The sequence below is a fragment of the Flavobacterium ranwuense genome, from assembly GCF_004349315.1.
GTDB classification, from domain to species: domain Bacteria; phylum Bacteroidota; class Bacteroidia; order Flavobacteriales; family Flavobacteriaceae; genus Flavobacterium; species Flavobacterium ranwuense.
This window is the reverse complement of sequence record NZ_SMLH01000002.1, coordinates 45,734-67,949: the sequence shown is the minus strand read 5'-3', so window position 1 is coordinate 67,949 and position 22,216 is coordinate 45,734. Positions and strand designations below refer to the sequence as shown.

Annotated in this window: 15 protein-coding genes and 3 tRNA genes; 11 read left to right on the top strand and 7 right to left on the bottom strand. The window is 33.3% G+C overall.

Annotation, left to right across the window (positions count from 1 at the left end; genetic code table 11):
• Positions 1-15 precede the first annotated feature (15 nt).
• Positions 16-4,356, top strand: coding sequence for a T9SS type B sorting domain-containing protein (locus tag E0I61_RS04820; protein ID WP_132069788.1), 4,341 nt, complete (start codon positions 16-18; stop codon positions 4,354-4,356).
• Positions 4,357-4,422: 66 nt separating this feature from the next.
• On the top strand, positions 4,423-7,209 hold the full coding sequence (locus E0I61_RS04815) for a T9SS type B sorting domain-containing protein (RefSeq protein ID WP_132069786.1): 2,787 nt from the start codon (positions 4,423-4,425) through the stop codon (positions 7,207-7,209).
• A 196-nt stretch (positions 7,210-7,405) separates the two neighbouring features.
• Here the strand turns inward: E0I61_RS04815 and typA are convergent, their stop codons facing one another.
• Complete coding sequence (typA, locus tag E0I61_RS04810) at positions 7,406-9,202, bottom strand: translational GTPase TypA (RefSeq protein ID WP_131996301.1); 1,797 nt, start codon at positions 9,200-9,202, stop codon at positions 7,406-7,408.
• A gap of 172 nt (positions 9,203-9,374) precedes the next feature.
• Between typA and E0I61_RS04805 the strand changes: the two genes are divergently transcribed.
• Together E0I61_RS04805 and E0I61_RS04800 are read left to right on the top strand one after the other, a co-directional pair.
• On the top strand, positions 9,375-11,093 hold the full coding sequence (locus E0I61_RS04805) for a PAS domain-containing sensor histidine kinase (RefSeq protein WP_132069784.1): 1,719 nt from the start codon (positions 9,375-9,377) through the stop codon (positions 11,091-11,093).
• Entirely contained in the window at positions 11,093-11,497 is a 405-nt protein-coding gene (locus E0I61_RS04800) for a response regulator (RefSeq protein ID WP_131996295.1), read from the top strand. Before E0I61_RS04805 ends, E0I61_RS04800 begins: the two co-directional genes overlap by 1 nt.
• 70 nt (positions 11,498-11,567) lie before the next feature.
• Here the strand turns inward: E0I61_RS04800 and rpsT are convergent, their stop codons facing one another.
• The 5 genes from rpsT to proS form a co-directional block, all read right to left on the bottom strand.
• The gene (rpsT, locus tag E0I61_RS04795; RefSeq protein WP_035673520.1) at positions 11,568-11,819 is read right to left on the bottom strand and encodes a 30S ribosomal protein S20; all 252 of its coding nucleotides are present in this window, start codon (positions 11,817-11,819) and stop codon (positions 11,568-11,570) included.
• 32 nt (positions 11,820-11,851) lie between these two features.
• Positions 11,852-11,923, bottom strand: a tRNA-Glu gene (locus tag E0I61_RS04790).
• Between the two features lie 41 nt (positions 11,924-11,964).
• Positions 11,965-12,036 (bottom strand) — tRNA-Glu (locus tag E0I61_RS04785).
• A 47-nt stretch (positions 12,037-12,083) separates the two neighbouring features.
• Positions 12,084-12,155: transfer RNA gene (locus E0I61_RS04780), tRNA-Glu, on the bottom strand.
• Positions 12,156-12,233: 78 nt separating this feature from the next.
• Complete coding sequence (gene proS / locus E0I61_RS04775; RefSeq protein ID WP_131996292.1) at positions 12,234-13,712, bottom strand: proline--tRNA ligase; 1,479 nt, start codon at positions 13,710-13,712, stop codon at positions 12,234-12,236.
• Between the two features lie 101 nt (positions 13,713-13,813).
• Between proS and E0I61_RS04770 the strand changes: the two genes are divergently transcribed.
• The 5 genes from E0I61_RS04770 (at position 13,814) to E0I61_RS04750 (ending at position 19,429) form a co-directional block, all read left to right on the top strand.
• A complete protein-coding gene (locus E0I61_RS04770) occupies positions 13,814-14,824 on the top strand; it encodes a hypothetical protein (protein ID WP_132069782.1) in 1,011 nt (336 codons plus the stop codon).
• A 55-nt stretch (positions 14,825-14,879) separates the two neighbouring features.
• Entirely contained in the window at positions 14,880-16,460 is a 1,581-nt protein-coding gene (locus E0I61_RS04765) for an OmpP1/FadL family transporter (RefSeq protein ID WP_132069780.1), read from the top strand.
• Positions 16,461-16,665: 205 nt separating this feature from the next.
• Complete coding sequence (gene rimO / locus E0I61_RS04760) at positions 16,666-17,979, top strand: 30S ribosomal protein S12 methylthiotransferase RimO (protein WP_132069778.1); 1,314 nt, start codon at positions 16,666-16,668, stop codon at positions 17,977-17,979.
• Positions 17,980-18,018: 39 nt separating this feature from the next.
• Entirely contained in the window at positions 18,019-18,492 is a 474-nt protein-coding gene (locus E0I61_RS04755; protein ID WP_131996280.1) for a hypothetical protein, read from the top strand.
• 34 nt (positions 18,493-18,526) lie between these two features.
• On the top strand, positions 18,527-19,429 hold the full coding sequence (locus tag E0I61_RS04750) for an N-acetylmuramoyl-L-alanine amidase (RefSeq protein ID WP_132069776.1): 903 nt from the start codon (positions 18,527-18,529) through the stop codon (positions 19,427-19,429).
• Between the two features lie 173 nt (positions 19,430-19,602).
• Here E0I61_RS04750 and E0I61_RS04745 read toward each other — a convergent pair whose 3' ends face one another.
• Complete coding sequence (locus E0I61_RS04745; protein WP_132069774.1) at positions 19,603-20,652, bottom strand: outer membrane beta-barrel protein; 1,050 nt, start codon at positions 20,650-20,652, stop codon at positions 19,603-19,605.
• Positions 20,653-21,274: 622 nt separating this feature from the next.
• Between E0I61_RS04745 and E0I61_RS04740 the strand changes: the two genes are divergently transcribed.
• Positions 21,275-21,580, top strand: a complete 306-nt coding sequence (locus tag E0I61_RS04740) for a hypothetical protein (protein ID WP_132069772.1) — start codon at positions 21,275-21,277, stop codon at positions 21,578-21,580.
• 82 nt (positions 21,581-21,662) lie between these two features.
• Positions 21,663-22,142 carry a hypothetical protein gene (locus tag E0I61_RS04735; protein WP_132069770.1) on the top strand — a complete coding sequence of 160 codons (480 nt, stop codon included), beginning with the start codon at positions 21,663-21,665 and terminating at the stop codon, positions 22,140-22,142.
• The last annotated feature ends 74 nt before the right edge of the window (positions 22,143-22,216 follow it).

The window sequence follows — 22,216 nt, the reverse complement described above, 5'->3', positions numbered from 1 at the left end:
TGCTATTTTTAGCAAATGAAAAAAACATTACTCTTACTCATTACCCTTTTTTCCATAAGTTGTTTTTCCCAGTTTAGTAAAACACACTATATTCCGCCTTTAACTTGCGTTACAAATTTAGCAGGGGACCATTATTTATACATATCTACACCAAGCACCACCGATGTTAATTTCAAAATTATAGCAAACGGAGGTAGTATAATAACTGGTGTAGTCAAGAATACTACTCCATATATTTATTCTATTGGTCAAGGACAAAATACGCAGTTGTTCACTCCAAAAACTAGTATTGGAATTGTAATTAACAAAGGATATATAGTTGAAGCTGACGATTTAATTTATGTAAGTGTTAGGGTTAATGCCGGATTTTCTTCTCAAAATAATTCATATAATCATGCGGGCGGACTTGTATCAAAAGGAAATAGTGCCCTAGGAAGAGAATTCAGATTAGGTGCAATGCTAAATCCGGTTTATGATCAAAGTGTATTAAATTTTGCTTCGATCCTGTCAACAGAGAACAATACCAAAGTCACTATTTCAAACATCCCAATAGGGTCGGTATTATCAAATGGAACCATCGTAGCTGGACCTATAACTGTTATTTTAGGTAAAAATGAAAGTTATGTTTTGGCTTTGGAAAATTATAACAATACTGTTTCCAATAGCTCTAAAATGATTGGTGCATTAGTAGAATCAGACAAACCTGTAGTTGTCAATTCGGGTTCTTTTGGAGGAAGCAATAGTACTAATACAAATGGAAGAGATGTAGGTTTTGACCAAATTGTTCCAACAGAAAAAACCGGTAAGGAATATATCTTTGTAAAAGGTCTTGGAACTGATGAATTAGAACGGGTTTTATTAATTGCAAATGTAGATAATACCAAAATTTTCGTTAATGGTTCTACAGTACCAATTATCAGTCTGAGTAGAGGAGAATATACCGTTATTGATGGAAGCCAATTTATAAATAGCAATTTATATGTTTCAGCCTCCGAAAACGTATCTGCTTATCAAAGCATTGGGGGATCCGCTTCACCCGCTAATCAAAATTTATTTTTTGTACCACCCCTAAATTGTTCAACGCCAAGCATTGTTGACAATATTCCTTCCATTGAATCGATAGGAAGTACATTCTATAATGGTGGGTTAAATATTGTGACTGAAACTGGTGCGACTGTAAGCATAAACAACATTCCTATCTCGAGCCCTCCTGTTTCAGTAACAGGAAACACAGATTATGTGAGATACACCGTTTTTAATCAAACGGGGAATATTGCTGTAAAATCAACGAGGCAAGTTTATGTTTCTTACTTTGGGACAAATGGCGCCGCAACTTATGGTGGTTATTATTCCGGCTTTGATACGAAACCAGAAATTGTAACTGATAAAATTGCAGTATCTAATTCGGCATGTATACCAAATGTTGTTCTAAAAATCAGCACTTTATCCTCTTATGATACTTTTCAGTGGTATCAAAATGACATTCTTATTCCTGGAGAAACCTCAAATTCATACACACCTACCCAACCCGGTTATTATCAAGTAAAAGGAAGTATTTCTGGATGTGGCGGTAACGTTTTCTCAGACAAGATCCCGGTCAGCGATTGCCCATTAGATTCAGATAATGACGGAACAAATAACAACGTTGATATTGACTTAGATAATGATGGAATTATCAATTGTACCGAATCCTATGGAAACCAAAATATAAACATTTCAAATACCGCAGCAGGAACTATAGCAATTGGTAATTATTCTAATTCCTTTACGGGAGCAGTGACTACAGTTGCAACTGCAAGCGGAACTCCTTTTATAGGAAATGCTGACGGCAGTTTTATTACCGATATTCCTATCGGGAAAACTAATTCGGCAACCTATACTATGACTTTTAACCAACCAATGAGTATAGGAATTGAATATGTGACTACTGCAAACGCTACCGATTTACTAAATGCCGATGCCGAATATGTTATAAGTTCTTCTATAAACAAAACAATAACAGTTCTCAATCCTACGAATCAATTGCTGATTGATACTAATTATGATGGTATTTATGAAAGTGGAGTTACACAATATTCCTCTTTTGAAATTCGATTTAGGCTAAACAGTACAACACCCTTAGCCACAGGTACAGGGACTTTTAAATTCTTGACATATTTGTCAAACTCGATAACTTTTACCCATAAAAATTTATCTGATGACAATCCAAATAAATCAACTTTAAAGTTTTTTGCAGTTTGTGTTCCAAAAGATTCTGATGGTGATGGCATTCCTGACCAATTGGATTTAGATAGCGACAATGATGGAATTCCCGATACTATTGAAGCACAAGTCAATACTTCCGTTGCGTTATTAAATTCTGACACTAATAATGACGGACTTGATACTGCTTTTGGAACAGGAGTTAATCCGATTGATTCGGATATGGATGGCGTTTTAGATTATCTGGATTTGGATAGCGATAACGACGGAATTCTAGATTCAGTAGAAACTGAAATTGACACAGACGCTGATGGAATAAAAAACTACCGTGATTTGGATAGTGATAATGATATTTGTTTTGATGTCACTGAAGCTGGTTTTAATGATCCTAACAATGATGGAATATTAGGAAACAATCCCGTTACTGTTGATGCTAAAGGAAAAGTTACGAGTGATCTGGGTTATTTAACTCCACATAACAATTATATAATTGCTGCGCCAATAATAATAACTGCCCAACCTCAAGTTGCGCCAACCTGTGAATTAGAAAAAGCAACAATCACAGTCCTTGATAATGGAGGAAATACCTATCAATGGCAATTGTCTACTGACGGAATAACTTGGAATAAAATTTTAAACAATGCTACTTATCAAGATGCCACAACAAAAACCTTAACACTGATAAAAGTGACCAATGCAATGAATGGTTATAAATACAGAGTGAAACTGGATAAAATTGGAAATTCATGCGGTTTGATTTCTTCTGAAACAACATTGACTGTTTATCGTTTACCTGTGGTAACTACTGCTACTATTGTTCAATGTGATGACGATACGGATGGTTTCTCAGATTTTAATTTAACGGTGAAAAACAATGAGATATCGTCAAATTCCACATCTGAAACTTTTAGCTATTACACTTCACTATCGGGGGCTGAAACAGCAGATGCTGGGAAATTAATTTCCAATCCTTTAGCATTTACAAATACTAATTCGGGTGGTATGCCGGTTTGGGCAAGAGTAAAAAATGCTAATGGATGTAGTAGTGTAGTTCAAATTACCTTAGTGGTTTCTACTACCCAAATTCCAGCTTCATTCAGTCGTACTTTTTCAACCTGTGATGACTTAGGAGCAGCTAATAACGATACTGATGGCATTGCAACCTTTGATTTCAGTAGTGTAGCCACTGATATTTCAGCGATTCTTCCTCCATCGAGTACTTCTTATTCGATAAAATTTTATAAAAATGAAGCAGATGCTTTATCAGAAAATGATGAAATAACAAACACATCAAATTATATAAATAATGGATATCCAAATGAACAAAAAATTTGGGTCCGTGTGGAAAGCACATCTAATAATGCGTGTTATGGCTTGAGCCCAAGGGTAACTTTAAGAGTAAATCCAAAACCCAATATTGATACAAATGATGATTTAGATGAAAATGAATTAGTATGCTCTAACCTCCCCACTTTCTTTGTGAAATTAGATGCTGGAATTCAAGATGGCACTCCCAGTACCGACTATACGTATGTATGGACAAAAGGCAATGTTGTTTTAACAGCTGAAACTGGTCCAACATTAGATGTAAATACAGAAGGTGATTATACAGTAGAAGTTAGTTCTCTTGCCGGTTGTAGCAGAATCCGAACTATAAAAGTAACCGCTTCTGATATAGCAGAAATAGGAGCTATTTCAATTATTGATTTATCGGATGTAAATTCAGTAACGGTAAACGTATCAGGACAGGGACAATATCAATATAGCTTGGACGCTCCTTCTGGACCTTTTCAGGATTCTAATTTCTTTGATAATGTATCTGCCGGAATTCATGAAGTATACATTAATGATAAAAATGGTTGTGGAACCGTAAGCCAAACCGTAGCCGTAATTGGTGTTCCAAAATTTTTCACCCCAAATGGAGACGGATACAATGACTATTGGAATGTAAAAGGAGTAAATAAAAATTTCAATGAAAATTCAATCATCTATATTTTTGATCGTTACGGTAAGCTTTTAAAACAAATTGTTGCATCCAGTCAAGGCTGGGATGGTACATTTTTGGGTCTACCCTTATCTGGAGATGATTATTGGTATACCATAAAATTGGATGACGGCAGGGAAGCTAAAGGACATTTTAGCTTAAAAAGATAATATGTAACCATATTCATGATTCATAATATTGCATTTTTTTGTAGATATTGACTATATTTGATAGTTATGAAATATTATTATTTATTGTTTTTTTTCCTTTTTTTAACTGTTCCTTCTTTTGGACAAAAAGAAGCGGCTATATGGTATTTTGGTAATAATGCCGGTCTCGATTTCAATTCAGGAAGTCCGGTAGCTTTAACTAATGGCAAATTAGTTACAAAAGAAGGATGTACCACTATTTCTGACAAAAACGGTAATTTACTTTTTTATACAGACGGCAGAATCGTTTACAATAAAAATCATCAAATTATGCCTAATGGGTTTGGTTTATTAGGACATAATTCAAGTACACAGTCGGCGATTATCGTTCCAAAACCAAACAATCCCAATATATATTATATTTTTACGGTTGACCAACCACTTCCTGCAAATGCGGATAACAATCCGTTAAATGACTTGGATCCTCCTAATAATGGAGTGAATTATTCCCAAGTTGACATGATGTTAAATAATGGGTTAGGAGACATCGTAATCACTGAAAAGAATATTCCTCTTGTCACTTATAATCCAAATGATAGTGAAGAGGTCAAATACAAATGTTCTGAAAAAATAACAGCAGTTCAACACGGAGATGGCGTTTCTTTTTGGGTAATTACACATTTTATAAATAATTTTTATACCTTTAAAATAAGTACTCAAGGGGTTAATAAGAATCCTGTCAAGACAATGACTCCTCTTAATATCCCAATAGGTGGCTATATTCCGAATGCAATTGGATATTTAAAAGCATCTCCAAACGGCAAAAAAATAGTTATAGCAAACAATGCATCAAGACGAACAAATGAAAAGGGACCAAAAGGTCAAGAAATCAGAGATACAGGTAATGTATTACTTTACGATTTCGATTCGAGTACAGGAAAAATAAGCAATGAAATTACTCTGTTGAGTAATTCAAATCCTTATGGTGCAGAGTTTTCGTCAAAAACAAAAAAATTATATGTAACAGCAAATAAATTTAATGCAAATGGTGAGACAATTTTAGAAAGTTCATTAATTCAATTTGACCTAAAAAGTGCAAATATCCTATCCACAAAGACTATAATAAATACTTCATCTCTAATAGCAGGAGCTTTACAATTGGCCATTGATGAAAAGATATACCGTGCAGGATATGCTACAACTGACAACCTTCGTAACAAATTATCGGTAATCAACAATCCTGAATTAGATGGAACTAGTTGTAATTATATACCAAATGCAATTAATTTGAAAACAGGTAGTTCAGAACAGGGCCTTCCTCCTTTTATCACCTCTCTATTTCTTTATACTTTTAATTACGAATTCAATTGTCTAGGGGAAGCTACTCATTTTTATAGTAATTCTGTCGAGAAAATTGACTCTGTTGTTTGGGATTTTGGTGATGGATTTACCTCCACAGATATTCATGCCTATCATACTTATGCCCAAGCAGGTGATTATAAAGTAACACTAATAAAAACTGTAAATGGGGAAAACAGAGAGCCACTTGAAAAGACAATTACTATTTATGAAATTCCCAAAATACTTTCAACTTCTTACAAGTTAACACAATGTGACACACAAGATAGCGCTCCAACTGATGGATTAGCTTTGTTTAATTTGACTCTGGCTAATGAGCCAATTTGTTTAGGGGAAAAAGATTATGAAGTATATTATTATCATAGTATTAGTGATGCTGAAAATGACATAACCAATACCCAATCTATTCCTGTAAATTATCGAAATAGTGCTCCAGATGAACTTATATACGCAAAAATTACACAACCAAATTCAAGCTGCTATAGCATAGGAACTGTCATTTTACATGCTAATAAAAACATATTATTGTTACCCGAAGCAATGCATGAATGTGATCTTGGTGATGGAAAAGCATCATTTGATTTAGAACAAAAAAAAGATTTAATAAAAACCGAATTGAATTTACCTTCAGATGTACGTTTGTTTTTTTATTCAAATGAACAGGATGCCTCTATGGGAATAAATGAGCTTCAAGAGCCGTTTGTTTCGGTTTCTAAAACAGTATTCATTAGAGCTGAAAATGCTGAGGGTTGTTATGGAACTGGAAATTTTGAAATTATAGTCGAGTCGTCTCCAAAAGTTGATGTTTTAGAAAATATAATTCTGTGCGAAGGACTTGTAAATCCTTCTATACGGTTAAACACAGGAATTTCAACACCCGCTACAACCAGTGATTTCACTTATTTATGGTCAACAGGAGAAACAACTCCTGCTATATCCATAAACAAAGAAGGTGAATATACTATAACTGTAAAAAACAAATCAGGCTGTACCACTACACGAAAATGTATTGTTACCCTGTCCTATTTAGCAAAAATAAATAATATAATTGTACACGATTTACAGCAAACAAATCAAGTCATAATTGAACTCGATAATCCAAGTGATTATAAATATATGGTTCAATACGAAAATGGAACCGAAACTTCTTTTCAAATTTCAACTCTTTTTGAAAACGTACCTGGTGGTTTTCACAAATTAATTGTGGAAAGCAATAATGGGTGTGGGCAAACAACAAAAAGTTTTGCCGTATTAAATGCGCCCAAATTCTTTACTCCTAATGGTGATGGGTACAATGACAATTGGAATCTGAAAGGAATAAATAGCAGTATTTATGAAAATGCAATTATATATATTTTTGATCGATATGGAAAATTACTGAAACAATTATCTCCTTCAAGTATTGGTTGGGATGGTACTTTCCTTCAGGAAGCATTACCCGCAGACGATTATTGGTTCACAATAAAACTTGAAGACGGTAGAGAAGCTAAAAGCCATTTTAGCTTGAAGAGATAATAGAATCAAATATCGTTTTATTACCCTAACTTCTTTTTAAGTAAGTTTCAACTGATAAACTTTGGCAATCTTGAACATAAAAAATAGTTTAGCAGTAAATATTTTTGCTAATAAAAACATCCAAATACTAAAAATAAAAAGCATAAAAAAAGCCATCCGAATTAACGAATGGCTTTTATATTTAAAAAAATAAAAATTAGAATTTAAATCTTTTTCTATCTGTTTCTGTCAAATATATTTTTCTCAAACGGATGTTTTTTGGAGTTACTTCAACATACTCATCTTTTTGAATGTACTCTAAAGCTTCTTCAAGAGAGAAAATAACTGGAGGAATAATTCTAGCTTTATCGTCATTTCCAGAAGAACGAACGTTAGATTGTTTTTTCTCTTTAGTCACGTTCACACACATATCATCGCTACGAGAGTTTTCTCCAATTACTTGACCTTCGTAAATTTCATCATTAGGATTAACGAAGAATCTACCACGATCTTGCAATTTATCGATAGAATAAGGAATAGCTTTTCCTTTTTCCATAGAAATCAATGAACCTTTGTTACGACCAGAAATTTCACCTTTGTAAGGCTCATATCCTATAAAACGATGTGCCATAATGGCCTCACCAGCAGTAGCAGTAAGCAATTGGTTACGCAATCCAATAATTCCACGTGAAGGAATATTAAATTTTATAATCATACGCTCACCTTTAGTTTCCATACTCAACATTTCTCCTTTACGGAAAGAAACAAACTCTACCGCTCTTCCCGAAAGAGTTTCTGGTAAGTCGATTGTCAATTCCTCAATAGGCTCACATTTTTTACCATCAATTTCTTTGATAATAACCTGCGGTTGACCAATTTGCAACTCATATCCTTCTCTTCTCATTGTTTCAATAAGAACAGATAAGTGAAGTACTCCACGACCAAAAACCATGAATTTATCAGCAGAATCAGTTTCACCCAATTTCATTGCTAAGTTTTTCTCTAATTCTTTTGTCAAACGTTCTCTAATATGACGAGAAGTTACAAATTTACCATCTTTTCCGAAGAAAGGAGAATCATTAATTGTAAACAACATACTCATAGTAGGTTCGTCAATATCAATTGTTTTCAACGCTTCCGGGTTTTCAAAATCAGCGATAGTATCTCCAATTTCAAATCCTTCAACTCCAATAATCGCACAGATATCTCCAGCAATTACTTGTTGTACTTTTTTACGACCAAGACCTTCAAAAGTATGAAGTTCTTTAATTCTAGATTTCATTACAGTACCGTCTCTTTTTACTAATGAGATTGGCATACCTTCATTCAAAACACCTCTTTCCAAACGACCAATAGCAATACGACCTGTAAAAGCTGAGAAGTCTAATGAAGTAATTAACATTTGTGGCGTTCCTTCAGAAACTTTTGGAGGTGGTACATTTTCAATAACCATATCTAACAATGCTTCAACATTATCAGTTACGTTTTCCCAATGGTCAGACATCCAGTTATTTTTAGCCGAACCGTAAACAGTTGGAAAATCCAATTGCCACTCTTCTGCTCCTAATTCGAACATTAAATCGAAAACTTTTTCGTGAACTTCTTCAGGAGTACAGTTTTCTTTATCTACTTTATTAATAACAACGCATGGTTTTAAACCAAGGTCAAGTGCTTTTTGCAATACAAAACGCGTTTGTGGCATTGGTCCTTCAAAAGCATCTACAAGTAGACAAACTCCATCAGCCATATTCAATACACGCTCTACTTCACCACCAAAATCGGCGTGACCAGGAGTATCGATAATGTTGATTTTTGTTCCTTTGTATACTACAGAAACATTCTTTGAAGTAATGGTAATACCTCTTTCACGCTCTAAGTCGTTGTTATCAAGGATTAAGTCACCTGTGTTTTCGTTATCACGAAATAACTGACAGTGATACATAATTTTATCAACCAAAGTTGTTTTACCGTGATCGACGTGGGCAATAATTGCAATGTTTCTAATAGATTCCATCTGTGATTTTTAATGGGTGCAAAGGTACACTTTTTTTTGGTATAAAAAATATTTCTGCAATAGTTTACATATTCTTAACGCATTAGACACAAAAATAGGTCTTTAACAAAATCTCAAAAATAAGTTACGGATGTTGTTTAATAATTCCGCAATAATTAATTATATTTGAGTAATGAAAAACAAAACCAATCAAGTAATCATCATCTACATTCTAATCTCAATGTTTGTAGCCATTGTTAGTCATAAATTATTACAAGAATATATTTCTGATTCAAATAATCAATTTTACAATTTCACTAAAGACATCTTATTTATATTTTTTACTGGAATAATTTTTAAACTTATTTTATCAAAAAACGACACTCGGAACATAGCCATTTTTGAAAAGCTTAAAAACACAAATGACGAAATTAAGGAGTCAAATGAAAAATACGATATTGTAGCTAAAGCAACCAGCGATACTATTTGGGATTGGAAAATACAAGAAGACAGCTTTTCTTGGAACAAAGGAATTGAAAGTGTTTTTGGCTATAGTGACAATGAAGTGGGAGATAGTTCAAAATGGTGGTTTGATAAAATTCATCCCGAAGACAGCATTAAAATGTCTATTAAACTATACTCCTTTATAGAACAAAAAACCGAAAACTGGCAAGATCAATACCGTTTCAAATGCGCAAACGACACTTACAAATATGTTCTAGACAGAGGATTTCTCCTGAAAGATGAAAACGGGAAAGCCATTAGAATGATTGGAGCCATACAAGATATTACAAAACAGAAAGAAGAAGAACAACGACTTAAATTACTGGAAACTGTAATTACCCAATCCAAAGATTCTATCATAATCACCGAAACTGATTCAATTGACGGAAAAATACCCAACATCATCTATGTAAATCCCGCTTTTTCTATTATGTCAGGATATGAATCTGATGATATAATAGGAAAATCTCCGGATATCTTCAACAGTCCAAATTCTGATAGTAATGAACTCGAAAAACTATTAGACGCAATAAAAAACAAAGAGGAATGTCTTATAGAAACAATCAGTCTAACCAAAGACAAAGAAGAATATTGGGTTCGTTTCTCAATGATACCTATTTACAATTCAGAGAATGAACTTTCTCACTGGATTTCCATTCAAAGAGACATAACCGATGAAAAAAATCAAGAAAAAGAAAAAGAGCAGCTTATTAGAGAATTAACTCAAAACAACAAAGACTTAAAGCAGTTTTCTTATATAACCTCTCACAACCTTAGAGCTCCATTATCTAACTTAACTGGGTTGCTGAATCTATTGGAAGACATTCCTATTGAAAACCAAGAATTAAAAGAAATCTTAGATGGCTTTAATAAATCTACTCATTTATTAAATGACACTATCAATGATTTAGTAAAAGTTATTATCATAAAAGATAATCCTTCTATTCAGAAGGAAGCTGTCTTAATAAAAGAAATTTTTGAAAATGTTTTTAGTCAACTTAATTTTCAAATTGAATTATACAAACCAATCATAAAACTCAATTTCGAAAAAGTTTCCATTCTAAATATCAATAAAGCTTACATAGAAAGCATATTATTGAATCTTTTGACAAATGCCATAAAATACAAATCCGAAAACAGAAAACTCAAAATAACCATTACCACTCATGAAATCGATGATACCGTTGTATTAATTTTTAAAGATAACGGGATAGGTATCGATTTAGAAAGAAACAGAGATAAAGTATTTGGACTTTATCAGCGTTTCCATAATTACCCTGACAGCAAAGGACTAGGTCTTTATTTAGTAAAATCTCAAGTTGAAACAATGGGAGGAACAATTGAAATTGAAAGCGAAGTCAATAAAGGAACTACGTTTACATTAACATTTAAAAACAAACAACAATAATGCTAGATCAAATTTTATGCATTGATGACGACCCGATAACACTTATGTTATGCAAAAAAGTAATAATCAAATCATCGTTTTCTAATGAAATAATAACCGCTCAAAATGGCGAAGAAGCCCTCAGCTATTTCAACACTATCAGATATGTCAAGAATAAACCAAACCAACAGCCGCAATTAATTTTTTTAGATTTGAATATGCCCGTAATGGGGGGATGGGAATTTCTGGATCATTTCAATAGTCCGGAATTTTCAGAATTCAATACTATAAAAGTCGTTGTCCTTTCCTCAACCATAGACCCTGAAGACTTAGAAAAAGCAAAACAATACCCAATGGTAATTGACTTCCTATCTAAACCAATTACCCATTCAATGCTTGAATACTTAAAGAACAAGATAGAATAAAAGAATATAAGATATAAAAAAAGCTCTCATTTATGAGAGCTTTTTTTATATCTTAAATAAATTGTGTTAATTACAATTTAGCAACGTGCTTCGTTAATTTAGATTTTAAATTAGATGCTTTGTTATCATGAATGATATTCTTCTTAGCTAATTTATCAATCATAGATATCACGCTTGATAATTTAGAAGTAGCATCTGTTTTATCAGTAGCTATTCTCAAAGCTTTGATAGCGTTACGAGTAGTTTTATGTTGGTATCTGTTTAATACTCTTCTCTTTTCGTTACTTCTAATTCTCTTTAAAGCTGATTTATGATTTGCCATTTTATTATTTTTTTATCTTTTACTAATTTTTGTAGTCCGTAAGGGAATCGAACCCCTGTTACCAAGACGAAATCTTGGCGTCCTAACCCCTAGACGAACGGACCATTATCCCCTAAGTTTTTATCAATCTAAAATATTGAAATTGTAGCCCGTAGCGGAATCGAACCGCTCTTACATGGATGAAAACCATGCGTCCTAACCGATAGACGAACGGGCCATACTTCCCTCTAAGTTCAGGAAAACTTTAACATGCAATAAAAATAGTAGCCCGTAGCGGAATCGAACCGCTCTTACATGGATGAAAACCATGCGTCCTAACCGATAGACGAACGGGCCCTGCTTCTCTAATGCGGATGCAAAAATACAACTATTTTTGAAACGTACAATAGTACATGCAAAAAAAATTATTTTTTTTTAATATGCCTTTGCAAATAACACTCTCCCTAATGAGCTTTCACCAGTAAAAACACAGCTTCCCGCTGCTGAAACCCTGTCTAAAGGAATACATCTGATAGTCGCTTTAGTTAAGTCTTTAATCTTCTCCTCAGTTGCTGCAGTTCCATCCCAATGTGCTGATACAAAACCTCCTTTAGTGTCTAAAACCTCTTTAAACTCTTCAAAGCTATTTACTTCGGTAATATGTGTATTTCTATAATTTAATGCTTTTTCGAACAATTCTTTTTGAATTTGTTCCAATAAATCGCTGATGTAAGTCGTAATTCCATCTTTAGAAACTACTTCTTTAGTCAATGTATCTCTTCTTGCTACCTCGAAAGTTCCATTTTCTAAATCTTTTGGACCTACAGCAATTCTAACAGGTACTCCTTTTAATTCCCATTCCGCAAATTTAAAACCTGGTTTCTGAGTGGTTCTGTCATCAAATTTCACGGAGATCTGTAATTTTCGCAAAGCTGCTGTCAAAACATTTACTTCAGCTGTTATTGCTGCCAATTGCTCGTCTGTTTTGTAAATAGGAACAATCACTACCTGAATAGGAGCTAAACTAGGAGGCAGTACCAATCCTTGATCATCTGAATGCGTCATTACTAATGCACCCATCAAACGAGTCGAAACACCCCAAGAAGTCCCCCAAACATATTCTTGCTTCCCTTCGGCATTTGCAAATTTAACGTCAAAAGCTTTCGCAAAATTTTGACCCAAAAAATGCGAAGTCCCAGCTTGCAACGCTTTTCCATCTTGCATTAAAGCTTCGATACAATAGGTTTCTTCTGCTCCTGCAAAACGCTCCGTTTCGGTTTTCATTCCTTTTATAACTGGCATTGCCATGAAATTCTCGGCAAAGTCAGCATATACATTCATCATTTTTTCGGATTCCTCAACAGCTTCCGCTTTTGTTGCATGGGCAGTATGCCCTTCTTGCCATAAAAATTCTGCTGTTCGCAAAAACAATCTAGTTCTCATTTCCCAACGCACCACATTCGCCCATTGATTAATTAACAAAGGTAAATCTCTGTAAGACTGAACCCATCCTTTATAAGTAGACCAAATAATAGCCTCACTTGTAGGACGAACGATCAATTCCTCCTCTAATTTTGCATTAGGATCAACCATAAGTTTCCCTGGCCTGTCCGGATCATTTTTTAATCTATAGTGAGTTACAATTGCACATTCTTTTGCAAATCCTTCCGCATTTTTCTCTTCAGCCTCAAACATACTTTTTGGAACAAATAACGGAAAGTAGGCGTTTTGATGTCCTGTTTCTTTAAACATTCGATCTAATTCAGCTTGCATTTTTTCCCATATCGCATATCCGTAAGGTTTGATAACCATACAACCTCTAACTCCTGAATTTTCGGCTAAATCGGCTTTAACAACCAACTCGTTATACCATTTTGAATAATCTTCTGATCTTGTAGTTAAGTTCTTACTCATGTTGAATAGTTTGGCACAAATTTTGCATTAATGTTTTTTAAATAAATAGTTCAGCAAAACTAACTATTTTTGTAATGTCCAACAATAAAAACTCCATATATATGAAAACTAGTACTCTTTCCTTCCGAAACCCGACGATATATTACATTGTTGGATTTTTGAGCGTCCTGTTGACATCTTGTGGCTCCTACCAAAACAGTTCTTACTATGATTCTGACGGAATATATGGTAACGCTCCAAGAAAAACTGTTGAAGTAGAGACGCAAAATGCTCCAAATAATCAATATAAAGACTATTTTGGGTCTTTACAGAACACTAATCAGCCTGTTGAAATTTTTACAGATGTAGATAATTACAATGATTACAACATAGAAAACGATAGCCTACAAGACTATACCAACTATCCCGGATGGGGCAGTAATCCTCAAACTGTAAGTATAAACGTTTACGACAATGGATGGGGAATGAATAACTGGTACGGAAATAACTGGGGATGGAATGGCAGTTACGGTTGGGGCATGAACGTTGGTTTTGGCTGGAATAATTGGTACGGCAACAACTGGTACGGTAATAATTGGGGCTGGAATAACTGGTATGGAAATAATTGGGGTTGGAATAACTGGTATGGAAATAACTGGGGACATTCCAATTACTATAATAATAGAAACTATTCCTATAACGCAAGCAGAAGAGGTTCTTCTTACACCAACAACGCAAACAGTAATCGAAATTACACTACTCGAAATGCAGCAAATTACTCCAGAAATCAAAGTAATACCGTTAGCGGAAGATCCAATAATTCAAATTACAGAGGAAATACCAATACTAATCTCAGAAGAAGTACTACAAACGGATTCAATAGAACAAGTCCAACATTTTCAAGAAATCAAGGACAATCGCGAAACAATTCTTATAACAACCCAAGCAGAAGATCCAACACGAATAGTCCCCGTAGCCAAAATAACTCTCCCAACAGATCTTATACTCCAAGTTCAAGAAACGACAACAATTCCAGATCATATACTCCTAGCTCAAATAGTTCCGGATCAAATAATTCTGGAAATTCTGGAGGCGGTAGATCATCCGGTGGCGGAAGAGGCGGCAGAGGATAATAATTATTTATATCCATTCCTATTTTAATATTAAATTAAACTTTACGAATTAAAAATGAAAAAATATATATTCTTATTAGCTTTAGGCTTCTCTGCAAGCATTGCTCAATCACAAGAAATATCAGATGCTATGCGTTATGCACAGGACAACCTGAACGGAACAGCTCGTTTTAGAGCAATGAGTGGTGCTTTTGGAGCTCTTGGTGGTGATTTATCCTCTCTGAATGTAAATCCTGCGGGTTCTGCAGTATTTACAAATAACCAAATGGCTCTTACCTTAAGTAATTTTGATACAAAAAACAACTCTAATTACTTTGGCAACACAACAAGCGAGAAAAACAATTCCTTTGATTTGAATCAGGCGGGTGCAGTTTTTGTTTTTAACAACAGAAACTCAAATAGCAATTGGAAAAAGATTTCACTGGGTGTTAATTACGAAAACACAACTAATTTTGATAACGGAGTTTTTTCTGCCGGAACCAATCCGAACAATTCTATAGGTGATTATTTTTTAAGTTACGCTAACAATTCCAATAATGGAGCTCCGGTACCTCAAGAATTTGTAAATCTGGAACCTGGAGAATCCATTTCAGATTTATATTCATTTTTAGGAAGTAATTTACCAAACAATCAATACCCTAATTTAAATGGATTTGCAGCGCAACAAGCATTTTTAGGTTACCAAGGCTTTATTATTGATCCCGATGATGAAACCAATAATAATTCTCCTTATTCCTCGAATGTTCCAGCAGGAGGTAATTATTACCAAGAAAATTCCGTTTACAGTACAGGATATAACGGAAAATTATCTTTTAATGCTGCAACATCATATAAAGACAAATTATTCATTGGACTGAATTTGAACTCCCATTTCACTGACTTTCACAAATCATCTACTTTTTACGAAGAGAACAACGCTCCATTAACAGCTGATTACACTGTAACCAATTTACGTTTTGAAAATGACTTATACACTTACGGAACTGGATTCTCCTTTCAACTGGGAGCAATTGCAAAGGTTTCTGATGAAATTCGTTTAGGTTTGGCTTACGAATCATCTACATGGTATAAATTAAATGATGAACTATCTCAAAGTCTGGTCGCAGTAAGCAGCGCTACTAATGAAGATGACACCAATGATGTAGTAAATCCTCAGATTGTTAATATTTACGAGCCTTATAAGCTACAAACTCCAAGTAAACTAACTGGAAGTTTCGCTTATATTTTTGGAAAATCTGGCTTGCTAAGTGTTGATTATGCAATTAAGGATTATAGCAACACTAAATTCAAACCTGAAAACGATCCTTATTTTAATGATCTAAATAGCGATATGAATTCAACATTAGATACTACTGGCGAACTAAGAATAGGTGCTGAATATAAAATTGAGGCTTTGAGCTTAAGAGCAGGATATCGTTACGAACAAAGTCCTTATAAAAACGGAGTTACTATAGGTGATTTGACCGGTTATTCAGCAGGTTTAGGATACAGTTTTGGTTCTACAAAAGTAGATTTAGCGTATTCTTACGCCAAAAGAAACTCACAACAAGGTTTTTTTAATCACGGCTTTACAGATGGTGCCAGTATTGATGCCATAAACAACAATGTTTCAGTAACATTATCATTTGAATTGTAATCAATCCAACAAATAAAATTTAAAATCCGTTTCGTTATCATGGAACGGATTTTTTTTAGCCCTGATGGCAGTGGAAATCCTCCCGTTTTTTCGGGAGATTGCAACGTACAGCAGGAATAGCTCCATAAAAAACACAAAGATTTATGGTCCTAAAAATAAAAATTGTAATTTTGCAAAATTCCCAAATTATCGGGATTCTAATGTTATGAGAACTAAGTCTTTAAAAAAGAATAAAATCAACGTAATCACTCTTGGGTGTTCGAAAAATGTGTATGACAGTGAAGTGCTAATGGGACAGCTTCGCGCAAGCGGAAAAGACGTTACTCACGAAGCTCCGGAAGCTGAAGAAGGAAATATTATTGTAATAAATACTTGTGGATTTATTGATAATGCTAAAGCAGAATCAGTAAATATGATTCTGGAATATGCTGACAAGAAAGAAAGAGGATTGGTCGATAAAGTATTCGTTACAGGGTGTTTATCGGAACGTTACAGACCTGATTTAGAAAAAGAGATACCAAATGTAGATCAGTTTTTTGGAACTACAGAGTTACCACAATTATTGAAAGCTTTGGGAGCTGATTATAAGCATGAATTATTAGGAGAAAGATTGACTACGACCCCAAAAAATTATGCTTATTTAAAAATTTCAGAAGGTTGCGACAGACCTTGCAGCTTTTGTGCGATTCCATTAATGCGAGGAAAAAACGTTTCACAAACTATTGAAAAATTAGTAAAAGAATCGGAAGGATTAGCTAAAAACGGTGTAAAAGAATTGATCTTAATTGCTCAGGATTTAACTTATTACGGTTTAGATCTTTACAAAAAAAGAGCTCTTGGCGAATTATTGGAAGCATTGGTAAAAGTAGAAGGAATCGAATGGATTCGTCTACATTATGCCTTCCCTACCGGTTTCCCGATGGATGTTCTGGAAATCATGAAGCGTGAGCCTAAGATTTGCAATTATATTGATATTCCGTTGCAACACATTTCAGATTCTATTTTGAAATCAATGCGTCGTGGAACTACTCAAGCAAAAACAACAAAATTATTGAAAGATTTCCGTGAAGCAGTTCCCGGAATGGCTATTCGTACGACTTTGATTGTAGGATATCCAGGAGAAACGCAAGAGGATTTCAACATATTGAAAGATTTTGTTCAAGAAATGAAGTTTGACAGAATGGGTTGTTTTGCTTATTCTCATGAAGAAAATACACATGCGTACTTACTGGAAGACGATGTTCCTGATACCGTAAAACAAGAGCGTGCAAACGAAATTATGGAATTACAGTCGCAAATTTCTTGGGATTTAAACCAAGAGAAAGTGGGACAAACATTCAAATGTATCATTGACAGAAAAGAAGGTGGTCATTTTGTGGGAAGAACTGAATTTGACAGTCCAGATGTAGATAATGAAGTCTTGATAGACGCATCGAAACATTACGTAAAAACGGGTGAGTTTGTAATGATCAAAATTATTGAAGCAACAGAATTTGATTTGTACGGAGAACCAGTATAATTTTCCTAAGACGATTTTAATCCATTTTAAAAACTAAATATGAAACCATTTCAATCACTATTAATCATCGCATTTGTATTATTATCTACAAATATAATTTCTGCACAATACGGTAATGGCGGATATGGAAACGGTTATGGCAATGGTTATGGAAGTAATCGTAGAATGAATAGTGGAATGGATCAATCCAGAGCTCAGGACAAACCAAAAGAAATTCCCGTTGAAGTAACGGTTGGAAAAATAATGGAGCGACTAAAACCGGAACTCATTCTTGATGAACTTCAGGTAATTGCAATCTCTAATATCTTTAACGAAAGTATAAGAACACAAGGCATGCTTATAAAAGCAGAAGTTAGCCAAGATGAAAAAATAAAAAACATTCAAGCTCTTTCAGAATCTACTGATAGAAAAGTCATGGAATTATTAAACAAAGACCAAAAGGAGAAATATATCGTTCTAAATGAAGAAGCTAAAAATCCTAAAAAATCGAAATCTAAGAAAAAATCTAATTAATCGATTTTTTGTCTGTTGCTAAATATAAACCTACATGAACAAAATTTTTTATTACCTTATTTTAGTCATTATCACTGCTTCTTGCTCAACAAATCCTTATAAAAAGAGTGAAAAAATTTATGACAACAAGCTCAAAACATTAAAAAAAACCATTTCTAATAAAGAGTCACAGCCATTACCCGTTATTACTCATGTAGAAATAAACATTGATACATTATACACTAAACAGCTGCACACCTATAAAGATACTATTTTCAAAATGGGGTCAACGCCTTTGCAAAACGGTATTAATACAGAATGGATAGGAACCGTTAATTTTAATTTACGAAAGCCTAATTTTATTATCATTCATCATACGGCACAGGATTCATTACAACAAACACTAAAAACGTTCACAAAAATTGAATCCCAAGTGAGTTCCCATTATCTAATTTCGGATGATGGTAAAGTAGTCCAAATGTTGAATGATTACTTAAGAGCCTGGCATGCAGGCTTTGGTACTTGGGGGAAAAATACCGATATTAATTCTACATCAATAGGAATTGAATTGGACAACAATGGATCTGAAGTTTTTTCTGAATTACAAATCAATAGCTTATTGGCGCTTTTAACCAAACTAAAAAAAGATTACAATATTCCTGCTCAAAACATTATTGGTCACGCAGATATTGCACCAACAAGAAAAAAAGATCCCAGCCAATTGTTTCCTTGGAAAATATTAGCGGAGAAAGGTTTTGGTATTTGGTCTGATGAGTTTTTAGAAACGGCTCCAACTGATTTTAATGTAGAACAAGGATTGCGAATTATAGGATATGACACTAAAAATCTACCCGCCGCAATAACCGCTTTTAAACTACATTATATTCAAACAGAAGTCAATGACCTATTAGATGAAAAAACAATAAATACCATTTATTCTATTTATAAAAAACAATAAGTAGTTTATACATTCTACAATAAAAACGGTTTTTTGAATCTCTCAAAGAACCGTTTTCTATTTCAAGTTTTTCTTATAGTTACCTTTTGAAGCACCTCAGAAATCTAAACAAAAAAAGCTGCCAAAATACTCGAAAGCATCTTGACAGCAAAAAAAAAAATATTATCTTAATTCTAGAACGAATAAGTTGTTGCAAGTAACGCATAAGCTGTTAAACCTTTTGGAGCTGCATCACTGTTTGTGAAGATATCTTCTGAAGCCTTATCAACACGAAATTCAGGAATAATAGTCAAGTTTCCTACCTTATAATTTAGTGATAAAGTATTACCTATAACACTAGTTCCAGCAAGTAAACCAAGCCCAGCAGTAGCCTCTTTAGCATCTAAGTACTCAAGTCTGTACGCTAAACTTAATGTTTCTTTCAATGCTAAATTTGCATATCCTACTAAAGCAAACCATTCTCCATCCAATGAACTATCAACGTCATTATTTGTCATAGCATAAGTACCGTTGAATCCTAAAGAGAATGTATCACTCACTTTTTTCGAACCTACAAAATCAAATTGTGTTTTATTCTCATCAGATGCAGGATTACTACTTCCAGAAGTAACATTGAAATACGCACTTCCAGTATCACCAACATATCCTAATTGACCTATGAAAGTTTTTTGGCTTGAACCCGCTTCAATTGTCGTCTTGAAATCCGTTGGATTTGAAACTCCAGCCATGAAACTGAATTTCCCTGACGTATATTGTGCTTTTACTCCAGTATTAAAGAATGGACCGTAAGTAAATGCGTAAGACATACTGTAATTTTTATTATCTACCGCATCCAATAGTTCATATCCAATATGAGTTCCAAAACTACCCGCAGTAACTTTAAATTTATCCGAAAACTCGTAAGTGAAATTCAATTGTTTAATCATGAAAGTTGATTCAGCATCATTATAAGTAAATTGAGCCGCTCTGTTTCCAAACCCTAAATCAACAAAAACAGATGCTTTACCCATTTTATGAGATGCTTCGATAGAGGCCATCCCTAATTCGAATGAATTGTGAGAATTTGTAAAACTGGTTAAACTGTTGTCTACACCAGAAAAATCATATTTATAATAGGCATCAGCAGATCCTGCAAAAGTAGTTGAAGGTGGCGTTGGAGCGTCTTGCGCGAAAGTTAAACTTGTTGTTAGCATTAATGCTAGAATAGCTAGGCTTTTTTTCATCTTTAATTGGTTTTAATTAGTAATCTAGTTTGGTAATTATTTTGATCTTAGTTAATACATTTTAAAAAATTCTAATACTTATAATCAAGAAAACAGCTTTTATATTGGCTTTTTTTAATGTTAAATATTCTTGTTTCTGAAGCGAATTTATTAACTTTTATTTCACTTGAATTACTATTTAGTACTTTTCTATCTCGTTTTCAGAAGAATTATCAATACCGAAAAATCATCAAAAAATAATAAGCATTTCGTATTTTAAAGCATCAATTTTAAAAATTCAACAATTAATTTTTAGACACATACCCATAATTATTTTACTTAAAATTGAAAAGTAAAATTTAAAAATCATTTTTTTAAAGACATTTACACAAAAAATAAAAACACACCCCTATAAAAATACACTAAACAATAAATAGTATATTTTTAAAACAAACTGCTGATGCATTTATTTTTTTTAAACTAAGATACCTACATCCAATATTTTTATCTTTAGAAACACAATTTACACCAACTATTAAAGCATCTATATTAACAATTATAAAAACCCAATCGCATTATCATTAATGCTTATTTTATGAAAATTTTAATGGTATATAAATTCCTTTTTTAGTAAATTTCGAGCATGTTTCGTTTAGCACTTAAAATCTCCGTTTTACTATTATTTGTCGCTTTTTCCTTTGTTTGGATAAGTGACGAATTTTCAATGTTTTCTAATGAAAATAAATATGATTTGTACGAGCAATCCGAAAAAAATTCTGAAGAAAATAATTTGGAAAGCAAATCAAAAACACTTTTTATAGATACAATTGAAAGTGTCAATTGTTTCGAATACTACTCTTTTGAAAGTAAGGAAATCAATTCTTTTGATTTATTTAATATTAAAGAGTTTGCTTTAAAAAATTTCACTCCTCCGCCAGAAATAGTTTAATCCATATTTCTTTACAAAAAAACTACAAACATATGTCCCAAATTAAAAATGGGTTCTTATACATATCCTATTATACAAACACATGAAAAATTTATTTACAGCGTTCACTCTTTTATTTACAGCGTCATTAATTGCGCAAACACATCAAATTATTAAACATGATGGCGAAACAATTGAAGTAAACTTTATTAAAACAGAAAATAATTTAGTTTACTATACTTTACCCAAAAGCACTGAAGAAAATACAATCAGTCAATATGCAGTAGCACAATTAAATGAAAAATCAAAAAATGATTCTAAAATCATATCTGAAAAAATTCAACTCGATGGAAAATCCGATTATAAAAAAGTTATCGTGCTAAAAAAACATCAAACTATCGGATTGAAAGAATCTGGGATGATAACTAGTTTTTACGGAGGGACGAAAGGAGAATCTCCCTTATCGTTTTCAGATAACGGGAAAATACGGTTAAAACAAAATGCAGCACTTAAAGGATCTCCATTTATTGTGATACTTTCCAATAAACCAAAAGATTTAAAAGCGGCTATCTATACCTATTAATAAGGCGCAAATCAAACAATCTATTTTATGACTTGGTACTTATATAAATTGAGGAATAGATTGAATAAAAAATC

Bases quoted from the DNA above. Each gene is read 5' to 3' on its own strand.
- E0I61_RS04820 (WP_132069788.1), top strand. From the start codon at position 16: ATGAAAAAAACATTACTCTTACTCATTACCCTTTTTTCCATAAGTTGT.
- E0I61_RS04815 (WP_132069786.1), top strand. From the start codon at position 4,423: ATGAAATATTATTATTTATTGTTTTTTTTCCTTTTTTTAACTGTTCCT.
- typA (WP_131996301.1), bottom strand. From the start codon at position 9,202: ATGGAATCTATTAGAAACATTGCAATTATTGCCCACGTCGATCACGGT.
- E0I61_RS04805 (WP_132069784.1), top strand. From the start codon at position 9,375: ATGAAAAACAAAACCAATCAAGTAATCATCATCTACATTCTAATCTCA.
- E0I61_RS04800 (WP_131996295.1), top strand. From the start codon at position 11,093: ATGCTAGATCAAATTTTATGCATTGATGACGACCCGATAACACTTATG.
- rpsT (WP_035673520.1), bottom strand. From the start codon at position 11,819: ATGGCAAATCATAAATCAGCTTTAAAGAGAATTAGAAGTAACGAAAAG.
- proS (WP_131996292.1), bottom strand. From the start codon at position 13,712: ATGAGTAAGAACTTAACTACAAGATCAGAAGATTATTCAAAATGGTAT.
- E0I61_RS04770 (WP_132069782.1), top strand. From the start codon at position 13,814: ATGAAAACTAGTACTCTTTCCTTCCGAAACCCGACGATATATTACATT.
- E0I61_RS04765 (WP_132069780.1), top strand. From the start codon at position 14,880: ATGAAAAAATATATATTCTTATTAGCTTTAGGCTTCTCTGCAAGCATT.
- rimO (WP_132069778.1), top strand. From the start codon at position 16,666: ATGAGAACTAAGTCTTTAAAAAAGAATAAAATCAACGTAATCACTCTT.
- E0I61_RS04755 (WP_131996280.1), top strand. From the start codon at position 18,019: ATGAAACCATTTCAATCACTATTAATCATCGCATTTGTATTATTATCT.
- E0I61_RS04750 (WP_132069776.1), top strand. From the start codon at position 18,527: ATGAACAAAATTTTTTATTACCTTATTTTAGTCATTATCACTGCTTCT.
- E0I61_RS04745 (WP_132069774.1), bottom strand. From the start codon at position 20,652: ATGAAAAAAAGCCTAGCTATTCTAGCATTAATGCTAACAACAAGTTTA.
- E0I61_RS04740 (WP_132069772.1), top strand. From the start codon at position 21,275: ATGTTTCGTTTAGCACTTAAAATCTCCGTTTTACTATTATTTGTCGCT.
- E0I61_RS04735 (WP_132069770.1), top strand. From the start codon at position 21,663: ATGAAAAATTTATTTACAGCGTTCACTCTTTTATTTACAGCGTCATTA.